This window comes from Parathalassolituus penaei (assembly GCF_026626885.1).
Taxonomy (GTDB): Bacteria; Pseudomonadota; Gammaproteobacteria; order Pseudomonadales; family Oceanobacteraceae; genus Oceanobacter; species Oceanobacter penaei.
Map to the genome: position 1 here is coordinate 179,524 of NZ_JAPNOA010000056.1, position 18,441 is coordinate 197,964.

15 protein-coding genes are annotated in these 18,441 nt (G+C 57.5%); 9 read left to right on the forward strand and 6 right to left on the reverse strand.

Features of this window, described 5'->3' with window-relative positions:
- Window positions 1–242: 242 nt before the first annotated feature.
- The 3 genes from OUO13_RS15560 to OUO13_RS15570 all read right to left on the reverse strand — a co-directional run bounded on the left by OUO13_RS15560 (window position 243) and on the right by OUO13_RS15570 (window position 3,964).
- The gene (locus OUO13_RS15560) at window positions 243–686 is read right to left on the reverse strand and encodes a DUF934 domain-containing protein (protein ID WP_283174815.1); all 444 of its coding nucleotides are present in this window, start codon (window positions 684–686) and stop codon (window positions 243–245) included.
- Window positions 683–2,401, reverse strand: a complete 1,719-nt coding sequence (locus OUO13_RS15565; RefSeq protein WP_283174816.1) for a nitrite/sulfite reductase — start codon at window positions 2,399–2,401, stop codon at window positions 683–685. Before OUO13_RS15565 ends, OUO13_RS15560 begins: the two co-directional genes overlap by 4 nt.
- A 111-nt stretch (window positions 2,402–2,512) precedes the next feature.
- Window positions 2,513–3,964 carry an aminotransferase-like domain-containing protein gene (locus tag OUO13_RS15570; RefSeq protein ID WP_283174817.1) on the reverse strand — a complete coding sequence of 484 codons (1,452 nt, stop codon included), beginning with the start codon at window positions 3,962–3,964 and terminating at the stop codon, window positions 2,513–2,515.
- Window positions 3,965–4,077: 113 nt separating this feature from the next.
- On the opposite strand from OUO13_RS15570, the gene ccoG reads away from it, so the two are divergent.
- Both ccoG and OUO13_RS15580 read left to right on the forward strand, forming a co-directional pair.
- Window positions 4,078–5,541, forward strand: coding sequence for a cytochrome c oxidase accessory protein CcoG (gene ccoG, locus OUO13_RS15575; protein WP_283174818.1), 1,464 nt, complete (start codon window positions 4,078–4,080; stop codon window positions 5,539–5,541).
- Between the two features lie 174 nt (window positions 5,542–5,715).
- Window positions 5,716–6,030: a hypothetical protein gene (locus tag OUO13_RS15580; protein WP_283174819.1), complete on the forward strand. Its 315-nt coding sequence runs from the start codon at window positions 5,716–5,718 to the stop codon at window positions 6,028–6,030.
- 682 nt (window positions 6,031–6,712) lie between these two features.
- Here the strand turns inward: OUO13_RS15580 and OUO13_RS15585 are convergent.
- Window positions 6,713–7,555, reverse strand: a complete 843-nt coding sequence (locus OUO13_RS15585; protein ID WP_283174820.1) for a peptidoglycan DD-metalloendopeptidase family protein — start codon at window positions 7,553–7,555, stop codon at window positions 6,713–6,715.
- A gap of 2 nt (window positions 7,556–7,557) precedes the next feature.
- Window positions 7,558–9,009: an exodeoxyribonuclease VII large subunit gene (gene xseA / locus OUO13_RS15590; protein WP_283174821.1), complete on the reverse strand. Its 1,452-nt coding sequence runs from the start codon at window positions 9,007–9,009 to the stop codon at window positions 7,558–7,560.
- Between the two features lie 230 nt (window positions 9,010–9,239).
- On the opposite strand from xseA, the gene OUO13_RS15595 reads away from it, so the two are divergent.
- From OUO13_RS15595 to OUO13_RS15620, 6 genes are all read left to right on the forward strand, one after another.
- A complete protein-coding gene (locus OUO13_RS15595) occupies window positions 9,240–9,713 on the forward strand; it encodes a DUF3015 family protein (protein WP_283174822.1) in 474 nt (157 codons plus the stop codon).
- A gap of 195 nt (window positions 9,714–9,908) precedes the next feature.
- Window positions 9,909–11,831 (forward strand): Lnb N-terminal periplasmic domain-containing protein, encoded by a 1,923-nt coding sequence (locus OUO13_RS15600; RefSeq protein WP_283174823.1) that lies wholly within the window; start codon window positions 9,909–9,911, stop codon window positions 11,829–11,831.
- Window positions 11,819–12,817 (forward strand): alpha/beta hydrolase, encoded by a 999-nt coding sequence (locus OUO13_RS15605; protein ID WP_283174824.1) that lies wholly within the window; start codon window positions 11,819–11,821, stop codon window positions 12,815–12,817. Before OUO13_RS15600 ends, OUO13_RS15605 begins: the two co-directional genes overlap by 13 nt.
- Before the next feature lie 83 nt (window positions 12,818–12,900).
- Entirely contained in the window at window positions 12,901–14,388 is a 1,488-nt protein-coding gene (guaB, locus tag OUO13_RS15610) for an IMP dehydrogenase (RefSeq protein WP_283174825.1), read from the forward strand.
- 201 nt (window positions 14,389–14,589) lie between these two features.
- The gene (guaA, locus tag OUO13_RS15615; RefSeq protein ID WP_283174826.1) at window positions 14,590–16,167 is read left to right on the forward strand and encodes a glutamine-hydrolyzing GMP synthase; all 1,578 of its coding nucleotides are present in this window, start codon (window positions 14,590–14,592) and stop codon (window positions 16,165–16,167) included.
- 392 nt (window positions 16,168–16,559) lie between these two features.
- The gene (locus tag OUO13_RS15620) at window positions 16,560–17,117 is read left to right on the forward strand and encodes a hypothetical protein (protein ID WP_283174827.1); all 558 of its coding nucleotides are present in this window, start codon (window positions 16,560–16,562) and stop codon (window positions 17,115–17,117) included.
- Here the strand turns inward: OUO13_RS15620 and OUO13_RS15625 are convergent.
- A complete protein-coding gene (locus OUO13_RS15625; RefSeq protein ID WP_283174828.1) occupies window positions 17,104–17,265 on the reverse strand; it encodes a hypothetical protein in 162 nt (53 codons plus the stop codon). The genes OUO13_RS15620 and OUO13_RS15625 overlap by 14 nt on opposite strands.
- 131 nt (window positions 17,266–17,396) lie before the next feature.
- On the opposite strand from OUO13_RS15625, the gene OUO13_RS15630 reads away from it, so the two are divergent.
- A complete protein-coding gene (locus OUO13_RS15630) occupies window positions 17,397–18,422 on the forward strand; it encodes an LLM class flavin-dependent oxidoreductase (RefSeq protein WP_283174829.1) in 1,026 nt (341 codons plus the stop codon).
- Window positions 18,423–18,441 lie beyond the last annotated feature (19 nt).

Consider the following 18,441-nt stretch of genomic DNA (forward strand, 5'->3'; position numbering starts at 1 on the left):
GAAAGACCCGGCCGGACAGGCTCTTCATTTCACTGCATTCGCCGCCTTGCTCACACACGCTGCAGCATTCGTGCAGAGTTATTCAAAGTGTCCCGAGCTATTGAATCCAATACAGATTCATCACATCTCAAAATGGCGGGGGTCTTTCTTACCCTGCAAGATGATTACTTCATAGTCTCCGGTACGTGACAGGATCTGCTATTGATCCTCGTCGCTTGCGCCCCCTTGATGGTTTTTCTCATTCAGACGTCAGACCGAAATCTATACCGGAATCTCTGCAAGCCTTGCAGGGCATCCTGCGGGTTTTTGTCAGCGCGTATCAGGAATGAGCTGAAGCCGCATTGTTCCATCATGACCAGCTGGTCGCGCAGTACATCCCCGCAGGCGCGCAGGTCGCCACGATAGCCCATGCGGCGGCGCAGGATGTTGGCTTGTGAGTAGGCGCGGCCGTCGGTGAAGCGTTCAAACCACAGGCAGATCAGGGGCAGTTGCAGGGCGGCGGCGGGCAGTTGTTCGGGGTCGTCGTTGGCCTGGAGTTGCAAGCCGGCGTTGCCGGGGCAACCGGCGTTTTGCCATTCTTCAAGGCTCATTACGGGCAGTGTGGCGACGCTTGCTGAGGCTGGCTGCCAGCGGTCGTTGTTTTCAATCACTGGCTGACCGGATAACAGGCTGATCAGTTGGCTCATACATTGGCCTCCGTCGGGGTTTCTGCTGATGCCCCAGTATTCTGGTAAACCGCATTTTTGAACGGGGCGATGCCCAACCGCTGCACGCAGTCGACGAAGCTTTCCCGGGCTTGACGGTGTTGGCGGTAGGTGTTGGTCAGGGTCTGGATCACGCCCGGTATGGCGTCGGCCTGAAACGCTGGGCCGATGATCTGGCCGAGGCGGGCGTTGTGCCCTTGCTGGCCACCAATGGTGACCTGAAACCATTCCTGATCCTGTTTGGTGACACCCAGAATGCCGATGTTGCCAACATGGTGATGGCCGCAGGCGTTCATACAACCTGAGATGTTAAGGCTGATGGTGCCGATGTCGTCGAGCTGGTCCTGATCATCAAACAGCCGCTGGATCGCCGCAGTGACTGGCAGGGTGCGGCTGTTGGCGAGGCTGCAGTAGTCACCGCCGGGGCAGGCGATGATGTCGGTCAGCTGGCCGATATTGGGCGTCGCCAGTTGCTGTTGCCGTAGCCGTTGCCAAAGCGGGTAGAGGTCACGCTGGGCGATATTGGCCAGCACCAGATTCTGTTCATGGGTGACGCGGATTTCGCTGTTGCTGTAATCCTCAGCCATGGTCGCCAGCTGGCGCATTTGCTGGCTGGTGAGGTCGCCAGGGGCGGCCGGGAGAGCGTCTGTTGAACCGTGAGCCGCCGGATGCGGTTTGCTGGAAATCACCACGCTGACATAGCCCTGCTGCTTCTGCGAGCGGGTATTGCTGCGGCACCAGCGGGCAAAACCGCTATCACGCGCCAGCCAGGCGCCGTATTCCAGATCAGGCTGCAGCGTCGGCAGGGGTTGCTCAAACCCGACGCTGACTCGCGCCAGTTCTTCGCTGCTGATGGCGGGAGCATGGCCGCTGTTGCGCATTTGCTGCCATTCCTGTTGCACTTCTTCGCGGAAAGCATCGATCCCCAGGGCTTTTACCAGAATCTTGATGCGCGCCTTGTACTTGTTATCGCGACGGCCATAACGGTTATACACCCGCAAAATCGCTTCAATCGCCGCCGGAATATCGCGCCAGTGCACCGCCTCAAACAGACTCTGGTTCAGAATCGGTGTGCGTCCAAGACCGCCGCCGACCAACACCCGGAAGCGTGCTTCCTGATCCTGTTCGTACAGGTGCAGGCCAATATCGTGGGCGCGGATCACCGCCCGGTCTTCGTCGGCGGCGGTAATGGCGATCTTGAATTTGCGCGGCAGAAACAGGAATTCCGGGTGCAGCGTGGCCCATTGGCGGAGGATTTCGGCGTAGGGGCGCGGGTCCTGATATTCATCGGCGGCGACACCGGCAAAGGCTTCGGTGGTGATGTTACGGACGCAGTTGCCGGAGGTCTGGATGGCATGCATCTGTTGGTGTGCCAGCCGCTCCAGAATGTCCGGAACGTCGGTCAGTTCGATCCAGTTGAACTGGATATTCTGGCGGGTGGTGAAGTGGCCGTAACCGCGATCATAACGATCGGCGACTTGCGCCAGACAGCGTAACTGCTCGGCCGACAGGGTGCCGTACGGAATGGCGACCCGTAACATCCAGGCGTGGCGCTGCTTGTAGAGGCCGTTTTGCAGCCGCAACGGCAGAAACTCCTCATCGCTGAGGTCGCCCGCCAGATAACGCTGCACCTGATCGCGGAACTCCTCGACCCGGGATAGCACCAGCGTTTCGTCGTATTCGTTGTATTGATACACAGTGATTGCCTGACTGATTGGATTGTTATCAGGCTAATCAGCTGTGTGGAATGGGTGCAGGCTCACATAAAACAAAAATCATAGGGACAGATTGTGATTGGCTATCGGGTATCAGGGCACCAGTAACCCCGACAGGGTCTGCAGTGCCTGTAGCCGTGACGGCGTCCAGTCGTGGGCAAAACTCAGGCGCAAGCAGTGGTGAAACTGACCAGATGCCGAAAACAGCGGGCCGGGGGTAATCACCACGCCAGCTTGCAGCGCTTGAGGGTACAGGGTGAGGGTATCGGCGTCCTGATCCAGTTCCAGCCAGACCGCCAGCCCGCCTTCCGGAGTGCTGATGCGGTGGTTGCCGGGCCAGATGCGCAACGCGGCCAGCAGGCGGTCACGCTGTTCACGTAGCAGGTATTTCTGGCGTCGTAAATGGCTGCTGAAACTGCCGTCTTCGAGAAAATCTGCCACCCCCTGCTGCAATGAACGGCTGCTGGCCAGCTGGGTCACCAGCTTCAGATGCAGGATTCGCGCATGCCAGCGACCACCACTGATCCAGCCCAGACGTAAATCCCTGGATAACGATTTCGAGAACGAGCTGCACAGAATCACGCGGCCATGCTGATCGAGGGCCTTGAGGGGATCGGGCGGGGTGGCAAACGCGGTGTCGGCGTAAATGTCGTCTTCGATCATCGCCATATCGTGCTGCTCGGCCAGTGTCAGCAAACGCTGACGATGGGCATCCGGCATCAGTGCGCCACCGGGAGTGGAAAATGCGGGCGACACAATACAGGCCCGGATTGGCCAGCGCGCCAGTGCCGCTTCGAGGGCATCCGGGTCCATGCCGGTACTGGTGGGAGACGGAATTTCAATCACCTGCAATTGCAGCTGTTCGAGTAATTGCAGCAGGCCATAAAAGCCTGGCGACTCCACCGCCACCACGTCACCGGCCTTGCAGCAGGCCATCAAGGCCAGAAATAGCGCGTGCTGGCAGCCCGAGGTAATGGCCAGCTGGTCAACCGGCAACTGACAGCCACGACGGCTCAGATGCAGACACAGCTGTTCCCGCAGGGCAGGCAGACCGGCCGGGTCGTCGTAGTACAGGTAGTCATCACCGCGCTGGCGGCGCAGGGCGCGGCCAATTGAGCGGTTCAGTGCCACAATGCCGGGCGGCAGGTCGCCGGAAGGACGCCCCGGCAAAATATCAAAGGCAGCACTGCGGCGCATGATGTCGAGTAACAACTGGCTGACGTTCACCGGTTGTGGCGGCTCCAGCCGGTTACGTGCCTGCGGTGGGCTGATAGCGCCGGGGCGCAGGGTTACGTAAAACCCGGATTTGGGCCGGGCCTCCAGCAGGCCCTGGGCTTCCAGCCGTTGCAGAGCGTGTTGCACGGTGGCCTTGGAGGCTTCGAACTGCTGGCACAGATCGCGTATGGAGGGCAGGCGTTCGCCCAGCCGCCAGCGTTGTTGCTGGATGCCTGCCAGCAGTTGTTGTTCCAGCTGCTGGTAACGAAACTCCTGATCGGCTGTGCTTGGCGATTGGGTGGGCGCTGGGATGGGCGAGTACTTGGTCATAAGGGTCACTGAAATCTGTACCTATTCATTTTAAATTTTTTAGCCCTGAACCTGTTGTTGTCAATGCCCTAATCTGGGCGCAGTGACACATACGATGCGAGGGGAACAACCCGATGAGTACCCAACCGATTGCCCGCCAGATTCCGCTGCGGGATGAGACCGCCGAGTCTTTGCAGGCCCGTTTGCCGCCGCAAAAGCCGGCTCAGGTGAACGGCAAGTTTTACGTGCGATTGGTGAGCGGGCTGTTCCAGCACCTGCGCCGACTGGTGAGCTGGCCCCTGTTAGCTGCGTTTTTTGGCACGGTGTGGCTGCAGTGGAATGATCGCCCGATGGTGCTGTTTTCGTTCAACGATCACCGGATTTTCCTGTTTGGTCTCAACCTTAGCTGGTACGACTTGCCGTTGCTGGCGGGTTTGCTGATTGCCGGTGCAGCCTTGTTGTTTTTTATGGCGGTGGCTATGGGACGCGTATGGTGTGGTTTTGCGTGTCCGCAAAGTGTCTGGACCTGGTGGTTTATTCGCATCGAACAGCTGATCGAAGGTGACGCCCGTAAGCTGCGTAAAATGGATGAAAAAGGTCTGACAGCGGTTCAGTGGGGGCGGCGCGTGCTCAAACATCTGGTGTGGTTGCTGGTGGGCTTTGCCACGGCGATCACCTTTACCGGATATTTTGTGCCGATTCGGGATCTGCTGGTGGAGCTGGCGCAGTTCAATATTGTGTCGGCCAGCTGGGCCTGGGTGATCACCATGGGATTACTGACCTGGGCCAACGCCGGTCTGGTGCGTGAAAAAATCTGCCTTCACGCCTGTCCGTACTCGCGCTTCCAGAGTGTGATGTTTGATTCTGACACCCGTACGGTCAGTTACGATATTGCTCGGGGTGAGCCTCGTCGAGGCCCGAAAGATTCTGCCAGCGGCGTGTCTGCAGGCAATACCTCCAGCTGTTCCAGTCAGGGCGACTGTGTGGATTGTTCTCTGTGTGTGCAGGTTTGTCCGGTCGGCATTGATATCCGTAATGGTTTGCAGCTGGCCTGTATCGACTGTGGTGCCTGCATCGATGCCTGCGATGGTGTGATGGCCAAAATTGGCAAGGCCGCCGGGTTGATACGTTTTGCATCGGAAAACCAGTTGCTCGGCAAACGTTCTCCGTGGGTTCGTCCGCGTTTACTGACCTATGCGGCCGTTCTGACCGTTATGATGGCGCTGGTGGGCTTCGGTTTTGCCAATACCCACCAGCTGCTGCTGGAAGTCAGCCGCGACCGTGGTGCCTTGTATGTTGAGCGGCCGGATAACACGGTGTGTAACGACTTCGATTTCAAACTCGAAAGTTTTGTTGAGGGCGCGTTTGATGTGCAGTTGGCGGTGCAGGGGCTTTCGTATCTGCAAAGCGGCTGGGCCGGGTTTGAACTGGTGGGCCCCGACACCATCGACCTGCGCGACAATCAGGGGATGCGCCAGAACTTCCGTATCTGTGCATTAAAAGAAGATCAGGGCACCGACACCGTACGTATTACTGCCCGTATGGGGGATGTGGTGGAAACCCGCGATGTGAAGTTTATAACGCCGGTCAACCCCTGATGATTGTGAACCTGCAGTGGTGATTGATGGCTGCTGGGGGGCTGGAGTTGCTGGTGTGAGATGTGTATCTGGCCGTGAATCTTGAGCGGATACCAGCGCCGTATTGACCCCGACAGATGAAAAACCCCGCTGAAGCAGGCAAGCTGGCGGGGTTTTTTTATTGGCGGAGCCTTTATGTCGACAGACCTGCAACTTCTGATACTGGTAATTGGCCTCGACAGCCTGGTGTCGTTACACCTGCTGGTGATTGGTGTCGTAATGGCCCTGATGCGTAAACGTCCAAAATACTGGCGGATGTTCGGCGCCGGACTGGCGTTGGCGGTACTGCCATTACTGGTGTATACCGCCGTGGACTACCCGGAATCTGGCTCGGCACTGGTGCTGACGGGTGGGGTAATTGCTTCAGTGGCGCTGGTTTATGCGGTGTTGGTGATGGTGAAAGGGCAGTTGAATGTGTTGAAGCCAGCGGTGCTGGGTAAAGACGCCTGACGGCTTGTTAGTTTGCAAGGCTTCTCGTTCCCACGCTCCGCGTGGGAACGCTGCGGTTTTTACTTGATCGACGCCGACGTCCGACGGCTACTCGGCGTGTTAATTGGCCAGGCTGCTTGCCCTCTTGGGGGACCTTGTCCCCCGGCCGGGCGGGCCTCCCCCTGCTTTTGCCCGACTGGGCTCGTGAATCCGGTATTCCCCGACAACGGCGTTTCGACCCCGCTCAGATGGCACATCCCTGTGCCAACTGAGCTAGCGGGGCATCCATGCCCCGGCTGGGTCGGCCGTCGCGGTGAATCCCGGCTCGCCCAGATGGGCGGCCACCTTCGGTGGGTGAAATTGGTGTTGATGGATACTGTTCGTCCGACGTCTGACGGCTACTCGGCTTGTTAATTGGCCTGGCTGCTTGCCCTCTTGGGGGACCTTGTCCCCCGGCCGGGCGGGCCTCCCCCTGCTTAGCCCGACTGGGCTCGTGAATCCGGTATTCCCCGACAACGGCTGTTCGACCCCGGCCCGATGGCACGTCCTTGTGCCAACGGGCCTTGCGGGGCATCCATGCCCCGGCCGGGTCGGCCGTTGCGGTGAATCCCGGCTCGCCCAGATGGGCATTTTGCAGCCACCTTCGGTGGGCAAAGCCGGTGTTGATGGATACTGTTCGCCCGACGCCCGGCCCGACGTTTTTTTACTTCTTCTCGCTTGGATGTGGTGGCAGCACCAGACGTGGATCAACGCGGGCGTTGTTCATGCTTAAGGTCCAGTGCAGGTGTGGGCCGGTGGCGCGGCCGGTGGCTCCGACGATGCCGACCATGTCGCCCTGATGGACAACCTGCCCCGGTTTGACGTCGATACGGTCGAGGTGGCAGAACATGGTGATCATGCCTTGACCGTGGTCGATCATCACGGTGTTGCCGTTGAAGTAGAAATCACCGGTATCACGAATCACGCCGTCGGCCGGTGCCACAATTCTGGAGCCTCGTTTGGCGGCGATATCCAGACCGGTGTGCGGGTTACGTTCTTCACCATTAAAGAAGCGACGCAGACCAAACGGGCTCGACAGCGGGCCTTCGGCTGGCCAGATCATCTGTGGCCAGGTCTGGGCCTCTGGTTTGTTAAAGCTCTTGAAAATCTTGCCCATGCGCGCGGCTTCGGTGTTGATGCGTTCCATGGCTTTTGGATCAGGGTTGACGTGTTTGTTCTGCACTTGCAGGCGCTGTTCGGCGTACTTGTGGCTGCCGATGGTGAAGGTGAGCTTCTGATTGCCATAGGTGGCGCTGCTCTGGCCCGGCTTGGCATCCAGCGGAATACCGATAGCGGCGGTCCATTCCGGTGCCTGACCATTGGCGCCGCCGTGGGCGTATACCAGCACTTGCTGGTTGTTGTAACGCACGACCGGAGGCTGTTTGCTCTGGCCCAGTTCAAACAGGGCCAGACCACCTGGAATCAGGTGTTCTTTGGGCAGGTCGGCAAACGCGCCCACACTGCACAACAGGGCGCCAATCAAAAGGCCGGTACGACGGAAGTTCATGTTCAGACAGTCTCGCTGGAGTCATTGGAGGTCGGGGTGGTGCTGTCAGCGGGCGCGCCACTGGCGGTCACCTGGCTGGTAATCCAGCCGTTTTGCAAACGTGTATGAATCTGTTGTTGTGGCTGCACCTGACGGTAGTCACGGATCAGGCCACCCTGGTCGTCCTGACACAGGGAGTAACCCCGCGCCAGTACCTGCAACGGGCTGACACTGTTCAGCACACTGGCGTTACGCGCCAATCGTTGTTGCTGCTGTTGCAGTTGTTGCTGCATGGCACGCAGCAGACGTTGTTGTAGTTGTTCAGTGCTGCGCGCTTCACTCGCCAGTGGCTGTTGGATCGCACGCATCAGCCGTTGTTGCAGTTGTTCATTATGCCGTTTCAGATTGGTCAGGCGCTGCTGGGGATGTTGCAAAACCAGCGCGCGCTGATGCTGCTGCAGACGCCACTGTAATTGTTGCAGACGCGACCGCAGGATGCCGTGCAGGCGCTGTTCCAGATGGTCGAGTTTTTGTGCCTGGTTCTGGATGCGTTGTAACGGCGAGCGCAAACCGGCCAGCGCCTGATTAAGACGCTGGCGCTGATGCTGCAGACGATGACGCTGAGCCAGCAGCAGGCGCTGGCGGATCTGGTTCAGGCGTTCGTGACGATGTAAATGATCCTGACTGATCAGCTCGGCGGCAGCCGATGGCGTGGGCGCGCGCAGGTCGGCGACAAAGTCAGCGATGGTGAAATCCACCTCGTGGCCAACGGCACTGACGATCGGAATGGCCGACTGGAAAATCGTACGGGCCACTGCTTCGTCGTTAAAACACCAGAGGTCTTCCAGCGAACCGCCGCCACGGCCAACGATCAGCACATCAACCCGCTGATCGCGGTTGGCACGTTGAATCGCCGCGATAATCTGTGCCGGTGCTTCGCGGCCCTGAACCAGCGTTGGGTAAATATCCACTTCAATATCCGGGCTGCGACGCGCCAGCACGGTCAGAATATCGTGCAGAGCGGCACCGGTGGCGGAGGTGATCACACCAACGCGGCGCACATAGGGCAGGGGGCGTTTGTTGTCGGGATTAAACAGTCCTTCTGTCGCCAGCTTCTGCTTCAATTGCTCAAAGGCCTGCAGCAACGCGCCTTCACCGGCCGGTTTCATGCTGTCGACAATCAGCTGGTAGTCGCCGCGGGCTTCATAAAGGCTGACACGGGCTCGTAACTCGACCTTGTCACCATTACGCGGCTGGAATTTCAGCAACGCCGTGCGCGAGCGGAACATGGCACAACGCACCTGCGCCTGTTGGTCTTTTAAGGTGAAGTACCAGTGGCCAGACGATGGCTGCGACAGGCTGGAGATTTCCCCTTCGACACGGACGTTGGCAAAACTGATTTCCAGCAGTTGCCGGGCGCGTTCGTTGAGCTGGGCAACCGTAAAAATGGCGTTGTCGGGATTAAAAGCAGACATGGCTTACTCAATCGGAGTTTCAGGGCAGGCTGCCATATTGTGGCAGCGCTGGCCAGACCTGCGATGAACTTGCGCTGGCTCACATTGTGATATTGCTGTGTGTTTATAGACGCAAGTCCTCTGGACGCTTGTGTCTATTATCAGTAACTTAGCGAATGGCTGACGGCCGTTGCCAGCTTCGGTGCTGAGAGCAGCGATGCCGAGTTTCAATCAGGACAGGATGGATTCCTATGAAAAAATTGTTTGCCGCTTCTCTGATGGTTGTTGCTTCTTCTGCTGCGTTTGCCAACCCGGCCGGTTGTGGTCTGGGCACTGCAGTAGTTTTCCCGGATGCCAATGAGTGGCATGAATTTGTACTGGCCGCCACCACCAACGGGACTTCTGGCAACCAGACCTTTGGTATGACTTCTGGCACTCTGGGTTGTGAAGATGCCCATGGCCCGCTGAAGCTGAGCATGGCGCAGGCGTTCATCAACGACAACATGGATCAGCTGGCGCTGGACGTGGCTCGTGGCGAAGGCGAAACCCTGGCAGCTCTGGGTGAAGTGATGGGTGTGGAAGCCGCAGATCAGTCCGTGTTTGCGGCTGCCATGCAGTCCAGCTTCGACCGTATGTTCACCGCTGAGTCCGATGCCGCCAGTGCTACCCGCGTAATGACCGAAGTGATGGCCAGCAACGCCAGCCTGCAGAAATACGTAGGCTGATCGATGTTCGTCAGTTTGTCATGACCTCCGGCTAGGCTGGGGTTGTTCTGACACTGACTGATCCCCTTTAAAGTGCGCTTCGGCGCACTTTTTGTTTTTCAGGGCTGGTGTCTGGTGGTTCGAATATTTGAGGGATGCCTGGTGATGGGTGCTTGGGTTCGATGGATGCGAAAGGCGGGTAGATGGGCGTTGGCTGTGTCGATCCCGGTCGCGACCTGTGCCGAGCCGACCGCTGTCGTCATTACTTCACAGCAGGCTGCGGATCTGGCGGCCAGTCGTCAGTGGCAGCAGTTGCTGCATGTGCGGGCTTCGGCGCTGACCGGCGCAGAGGAAAGCCGCAATCGCAGCCCGGAATTTTTTCTGGCCGCTGACGGTGGTCAGGATCTGGCGGCTGAACTGCAGGCCGATGTGAGTGCCTTTCTGCAAACCGGGCAGGCGCCCGATGCTTCAGCACAGTGCCGGTTTCCGGCCCGTTATCACTGGCTTAAACAGCAGCTGCCGACCTTGCCCTGGCAGGATCAGCCGTGCCCGGAGTTTGAACATTGGCGTGACGTTATTGACGCCCACGCGCTGACGCTGGTGTTTCCGGCGTCTCATATCAACTCACCGTCGTCCATGTACGGCCACACCCTGATCCGTATGGATAGAGCGGAAGGCAGCAGCGATTTGCTGGCCTACAGCGTCAATTTTGCCGCCAATGCCGACCCGGATGATAACGAACTGGTGTTCAGTTACAAGGGCCTGACCGGTGGTTATCCCGGTGTGGTGTCGGTGCTTCCGTTTATGGTCAAGTCCCGCGAGTACCGTTATATGGAGTACCGCGACGTCATCGAATATCGCCTCAATCTTGATCAGGCCGAAGTCGACCAGTTTGTACGCCACACCTGGGAGCTGCAGAACACCTGGTTTGATTACTACTTCTTCGACGAAAACTGCTCCTATCGGGTGCTGGCGATGCTGGATGCCGCCAGTGAGCGTCTGGATACCGCCCATGATTTCCGTTGGCGCACTATTCCGGTGGATACCGTGCGGGCGCTGTATCAGGCCGATGCCATCGAATCGGCCCGCTATCGGCCGTCGGCCTCCAGTCAGATGCTGACCATGAGTGAGCAGGCGTTGCCCGGAGTGATCAGCACCGCCAAACAACTGGTTGAAACCGACACCGATATTGAAACCCTGTTGCAAGCGCTGGCAGCAGAGCAGCGATTGGGGCAGGAGTTGATGGCCCAGTCACAGGCTCTGGAGCTGGCGCACCAGTACGCCCGTTATCTGTCGATTCGCAAGAAACAGGGCAATCCGGTTTTGCGAGCACGCACCATCGCCATGTTGTCGGCGCGCAGTCGGCGGCCGCCGGGGATTGCCTTTATCGAGCCGGAGCAGCCGCCGGTGCGCGATGATCAGGGTCATAATACCCAGCGTTTGCAGCTGGCCCTTGGAGAAACCCGGAGTGCCGGTGGGAGCGTCGTTGAGAGTGGTGCGCGCGACTGGCTGGAGCTGGGTTATCGCCCGGCCTATCACGATATTCTCGATCCTCAGCCCGGTTTTACCGAAGGGGCACAGATCCAGATGGGCCATGTGCGGGTGCGTGTCAGTGATGGGATTGGCTTGCGCCTGCAGGAGTTCCGGGTGGTGGATGTGTTATCGCTGTCGGAGCGGGATGAGTTTTTCCGGCCGTTATCCTGGGGGGGGGCAGCAGGGGTGCTGCGACCAATGGCTGCGGATGGGTTGCAGTCTTTTTTTGATGCCCGTTTTGGTTACAGCTGGCGGCTGGCCGGGCAGGCGCGCCATTCCGGTGTGCGTGGCTGGGCGTTGCTGAATAATCGCCTGACCGCCGGTGATGAACTGGATGGTGGCTGGCGGCTCGCCAGTGGCCCGGAGTTGGGGCTTGGCGGGCGCTGGCAGCTGGGTGGTGGTGAACTGCTGGGGCAGCTGTCCGGGGTTTGGCAACCGGCCTGGGCTGGTGAGGACTCCCGCAGTCGCCGTCTGGGGCTGGATCTGCGCTGGTCGCAGGGTGTGCGGTGGCAGCTGGGGCTGGGTTGGCAGCGCCAGCTGACGGATGCCAGTGCCGGGACTCGTGCCGAAACCGAAAGCCGGATGCAGTGGTCGTGGTATTTCTGAATCTCTTGCGGACATTCGGGCCGCGTCGCTGGTGCCGGGCGTTGATGATGTCAGTGGTGTTGCTGGCGGCGAGCCTGCTGGTCAGTGGCTGCAGTTCGCTGACCAGCCTGTTTTTTGTGCCGCAGACGGTCTGGATTCGTACCCCGACCGAGCTGGGTCTTGACTATGAGGATGTCTGGCTGAACACCGTTGACGAGGTTCAGGTGCATGGCTGGTGGATTCCGGCCCAGCGCCCGCAGTTGCGGGAAGATGGTCTGGATGTCTGGGGTCAGGTGCCGCAACCGGAGCAGGATACCGTGGTGCTGTATCTGCACGGCAATGGTGAAAATATCAGCAGCCATATCGTCAGTGTCGGCTGGCTGGCATCCAGTGGCATTGGTTTGCTGGCACTGGATTATCGGGGTTATGGGGCATCCGCCGGGCAGGCCATGGTGCCTGCGGTGTTTGCCGATATTGAGGCAGCGGCGCACTGGCTGCGCCAGCGTTTTCCGGACAAGAGGCTGGTGGTGCTGGGGCAGAGCCTGGGCGCGGCACTGGCGGTGCCGTTTGTGGCCAAAGCCCAGGATGTCTACGGCATTGATGCGTTGGTTCTGGAAGCGCCATTTTCCGGATACGGGACCATCGCCCGCGAGGCGCTCAGCCACTCCTGGCTGGGCTGGCTGTTGTGGCCTTTTATCTGGCTGCTGCCGGGTCAGTGGGATCCGTTACGGCATGCCGGAGATATCCATGTGCCGGTACTGGTCATGCACAGTCGCGACGATGGTTTGATACCGGCAGAGCAGGGCCGGGCAGTGTTCGGGCAATTGCATGGAACAGACTGTTGGTTGTGGCTGCAGGGCCCCCATGTGGCGGGCTTTGCCAGCACTGAAGTGCGCGATCAGGCTCGCAGCTTTATACTTTCCAATGCGTGTCAGACATTTACCCGTCAAGGGTTATTGGATACAATGCCGCGCCTAAGTTTCTCCGGGGTTGCTGTTCAAGGATAATGTCCCGGCGGAAAAGGTCACTCTTCGGGCTTTCCGCCGCAGTTTCCCCAGGGCTTCCCCCCACCCATTCTGGAAGGCTCTCTATGTTGCGAATCGCTCAGGATGCACTCACATTTGATGACGTGCTGTTGGTTCCCGGTTATTCCGAAGTTCTGCCAAATCAGGTAGTGCTGAAAACCCGTCTGACCCGCGGTATTGAGCTCAATATTCCACTGATTTCTGCTGCTATGGACACTGTGACCGAGGCTCGCCTGGCCATTGCTATTGCTCAGGAAGGTGGTATCGGGGTTATTCACAAGAACCTGTCTATTGAAGAGCAGGCTGCTGAAGTTCGTAAGGTCAAGAAATACGAAAGTGGTGTGGTTAAAGACCCTTTCACTGTGACCAGCAGCACTACGATCAGCCGTGTTCTGGAATTGTCCCGTCAGCACAATATCTCCGGTATGCCGGTTGTGGATGACGGCGAGCTGGTTGGTATCGTTACCAGCCGCGACGTGCGCTTTGAAAAGAATCTGGATGCCACCGTTGCATCCGTGATGACTCCTAAAGAACAGCTGGTTACCGTTCTGGAAGGCACTGCACCGGAAGTGGTTCAGGGTCTGCTGCACAAGCACCGCATTGAGAAAGTGCTGGTTCTGGACGCCGCTGGCAAGCTGGTTGGTCTGATGACCGTTAAAGACATCGACAAGGCCAAGGCTTACCCGAACGCTGCCAAGGATGACCAGGGTCGTCTGCTGGTAGCAGCGGCTGTCGGTACCGGTGCCGGTACTGACGAACGTGTTGATGCACTGGTGAAAGCCGGCGTTGACGTGATCGTTGTGGATACCGCTCACGGTCACACCAGCAATGCCATGGGCACTGGTGTTATCGACCGCGTTCGTTGGGTTAAAACCAAGTACCCGCAAGTACAGGTAATCGGTGGCAATATCGCGACCGCTGAAGCGGCAATTGCTCTGGCAGAAGCCGGTGCAGACGGCGTGAAAGTCGGTATCGGCCCAGGTTCTATCTGTACTACCCGTATCGTAGCCGGTGTTGGTGTTCCGCAAATTTCCGCCGTGGCCAACGTTGCCGCTGCCATGGAAAAATACGGTGTGCCAGTGGTTGCTGACGGTGGTATCCGTTTCTCTGGTGACATCGCCAAGGCGATTGCAGCCGGTGCGTCCGTGATCATGGTTGGTTCCATGCTGGCCGGTACCGACGAAGCGCCAGGTGAAGTTGAGCTGTACCAGGGTCGTGCTTACAAGTCTTACCGTGGCATGGGCTCTCTGGGCGCCATGGGTCAGACCCAGGGTTCTTCCGACCGTTACTTCCAGGACAAGAAAGCCGGTGTTGATAAACTGGTTCCTGAAGGTATCGAAGGCCGTATCGCCGTTAAGGGCCCACTGTCCAACGTGGTTCACCAGCTGATGGGCGGCGTTCGTGCGTCCATGGGTTATACCGGTTGTGCCACCATCGACGAGATGCGTACCAAGCCTCAGTTCGTGAAAATCACCGCTGCAGGTATGAAGGAATCTCACGTACACGACGTGCAGATCACCAAGGAAGCACCAAACTACCGTCTGGGCGACTAAGGTAAATGCGCCGGCAGGTTATGCAAAATAGCCTGCCAGCACAGCACCTGAATCCCGCGGTACTCGGTGAATCGGGCAGGGCGCAAGCGCTGCCTGATTATTTCCGGACGATGGAATTCTGAAGAGGGGATCGGTATCCCCTTTTTGCATTTTTATTTGAACATCAACCCAGGGCTCTGGCCCGGTTTATCTGGATACCCTATGTCTCAAGATATCCATGCTCACAAAATCCTGATTCTGGATTTTGGTTCCCAGTACACCCAGCTGATTGCACGTCGTGTGCGTGAGATCGGTGTGTATTCCGAAATCCGTGCGTTCGAAATGGACGAAGCGGAAATCCGTGAATTCAACCCGTCCGGTATCATCCTGGCCGGTGGTCCTGAGTCTGTGACCGAAGCCGGTTCACCACGTGCTCCGGAATGTGTGTTCACCATGGGTCTGCCAGTGCTGGGTATCTGCTACGGTATGCAAACCATGGCCGAGCAGCTGGGTGGCAAGGTAGAAGGCTCCAAAGTACGTGAGTTCGGCTACGCCCAGATCCAGATCGAGAACGACAGCAAGTTCGTTCGCGACATCAAGGATCACGTATCCGCTGAAGGCAAATCCCTGCTCGACGTCTGGATGAGTCACGGTGACAAAGTGGTAGCCATGCCAGAAGGCTTCGAAGTGGTGGCTTCCACTCCTTCTTGCCCAATCGCTGCCATGAGCTGTGACGCCAAAAACTTCTTTGGTGTGCAATTCCACCCGGAAGTAACTCACTCCCTGCAAGGCCTGCGTCTGCTGGAGCGCTTTGTACTGGAAGTGTGTGGTTGTGAAGCCCTGTGGACTCCAGCCAAGATCATCGAAGACCAGATTGAAAAAGTACGTGCCCAGGTTGGCACCCAGAAAGTCCTGCTGGGCCTGTCCGGCGGTGTAGACTCTTCTGTGGTAGCGGCCCTGCTGCACCGCGCCATTGGCGACCAGCTCACTTGCGTATTCGTAGACAACGGTCTGCTGCGCAAGAACGAAGGCGACATGGTGATGGAAATGTTCGCCAAGAACATGGGCGTTAAAGTTATCCGTGCCAACGCTGAAGACCTGTTCCTCGGCAAACTGGCCGGTGTTGCTGATCCGGAAGCCAAGCGCAAGATCATCGGCGCTACCTTCATCGAAGTATTCGACGACGAAGCCAGCAAGCTGAAAGACGTACCGTTCCTGGCTCAGGGCACCATTTACCCTGACGTGATCGAATCAGCCGCCGCCAAAACCGGCAAGGCCCACGTGATCAAGTCACACCACAACGTTGGCGGTCTGCCAGAAGACATGAAGATGTCCCTGGTTGAGCCACTGCGTGAACTGTTCAAAGACGAAGTTCGCAAGATCGGTCTGGAACTGGGTCTGCCATACGACATGGTTTACCGTCACCCATTCCCGGGCCCAGGTCTGGGTGTGCGTATCCTCGGTGAAGTGAAGAAAGAATACGCCGACATCCTGCGCGAAGCCGACGCCATCTTCCTGGAAGAACTGCACGCCGCCGACTGGTACCACAAGACCAGCCAGGCATTCGCCGTGTTCATTCCACAGAAATCAGTGGGTGTAGTGGGCGACGGTCGTCGTTATGAGTGGGTCATCGCCCTGCGTGCGGTAGAAACCATCGACTTCATGACTGCTCGTTGGGCACACCTGCCTTACGAACTGCTGGAGAAGGTATCCAACCGCATCATCAACGAGATCGAACACGTATCTCGCGTGGCCTACGACGTATCGTCCAAGCCACCAGCCACCATTGAGTGGGAATAAGATCGTCTCGGGCGTGTTGCCGCTTGAGTGGTAACAACGCCGGTTAGACCGGTCAAACAAAACGGGAGCTTCGGCTCCCGTTTTGTTTGCTTGTTAATGGAGCTTTGGTGATCTTTGATAGGGTGGCTGCCGGATGGCAGTATATCTTCTGGTTGGCATTGTTTACGTTAAATGTATCGTGCCGGGATGAATAGTTGTTGTTAATGAGCCTTTATGGGCGGTGGTTGTGAGGTGTTAATCGCTTTCGAAAATGATTTTGTAATGTTGGAGTGAGTGGTTGGTCGTGTATTATTGTCGCCGTTTGTGGTTTTAATGTGAAAGTTTTTGCTTTAGAAGAAATAAGCGTTGTTTGAAATTTTAAAATATTTAAATCGGCAGGGAAGTGGAGTTTGATGATTAAGAAAAATCTGGTGGTCGTATTGCCTTTGTTGGTCAGTGCTTGTGTCGCGATTCCTCCTGAAAAATGGGATACGGTTGATGTGTACAGAAAGAATGGCCAGAATGAGATTATACGAGCTGATTCACCTATATTTCTTGCGGATGACAAGGTCTGTGAAGATAAGATTTTCGGTCAGGGTGTTGATGTAAATGGTGAAGTTATTCGTGACAAAGCACAATTGAAAAAACTGCTTGTCGAGGCTAGTTCAGGGAAATACTCTAATAGGCCGGGAGATCCTAAAAAAGCAAAATCTGTCGAAGAACAAAAGTTGCATACCATGTCGAGCGCCCTCGGTGCGCCCAAATATATTCATGACATCTTTCGGATGCTAACTGAAGAAAATGAATGCATGAGGGATGAAGGGTATCGTTTTACTGGAGCTATACGGATTCATAAAGAAACGAAGCAAGAGTTGAAGTGTACCCCAAGCAAACCTTACGATATTTGCCGTATCGCGAAGGAGTCTGAATTAACCAAAGAGTACTCCGGACGCTCACTTATCTTGAAGTAGAGTAGCAGCCCAGTTCACGTGCGCTTTTGTCATGGCTGAAATGGGTGCGGTCGCGTTCGCCCGCCATCAGTTTGATGGTGGCGTTGCTGATCAAGACGGGCTTGCCGGTAATACGGTGCAGCAGTTCATCTGCTGCGATGATGCGCAATACGGCCCGTCACCTTGATCGAAAAAGCGCCGACACTGCCACCTCCCTGAACATATTATTTCAGCCGTCGCGGGCCTGCGGGTTTGCCCGGATAATCCTGCTCATTCGGTTTGAATGGCGGGAGAATCAGCATGATTGAGCTGGGTTTGCATACGTTTGGTGATGTCACCATGACCCTCGATGGCACTCTGAAACCCATGGGTGCGGTGCTGCGCGAAGTTGTTGAGCAGGCGGTGCTGGCGGATGAGGTTGGCGTTGATTATCTGGGCCTGGGTGAACATCACCGTGATGACTTTGCGATTTCCGCGCCGGAAATTCTGCTCGGTGCCATCGCCGCCAAAACGTCTCGCATCAAAATTGGTACTGCGGTCACTGTGTTGTCGACCGACGATCCGGTACGTCTGTTCCAGCGTTTTGCCACCCTGGATGCCTTGGCTCCGGGCCGTACCGAGGTGATTCTCGGGCGTGGCGCGTTTACCGAAAGTTATCCGCTGTTCGGTTTTCAGGGCGAAGATTACGACCTGCTGTTTGAAGAACGGCTTGATCTGTTTGTGCGCCTGCTGGAGCAGAACCCGATCAGCTGGCGCGGCAAAACCCGGCCGGTGTTGCGTTCCGCCGAGGTGTATCCGCAGTTTGAATCACCACTGACCACCTGGGTTGGTGTGGGTGGCACGCCGGAATCGGTGGTGCGGGTTGCGCGTCAGAACGTGCAGCTGATGCTGGCGATTATTGGTGGTGCTCCCAAGCGCTTCCGGCCGCTGGTCGACCTGTATCTGAAAAGCTGCAAACAGCTGGGGCACGAGCCGAAACCGGTGGGCGTACATTCGCCGGGGCTGGTTGCGGCCACCGATGAGCTGGCATGTGAACGTTTCTGGCCGTATTACTCACGCATGATGAATCGTATTGGTCGTGAACGCGGCTGGCCTGCCATGACCAAAGATCGCTTTATGGGTGAAGTGGAGCAGGGCGCGTTGTTTGTGGGATCGCCGGAAACCGTCGCCCGTAAAATCGCCGCCGCTGCGCAGGACTTGTCGTTGCAGCGCTTTGATCTCAAATACACCACCGGCCCGGTTCCGCATGAATACCAGATGGACTGCATCCGCCTGTACGGTGAGCAGGTTATGCCGATGGTGCGGGAGCTGCTGGCTGACCGTTAACCCGGTTGGGTCCGGTTGT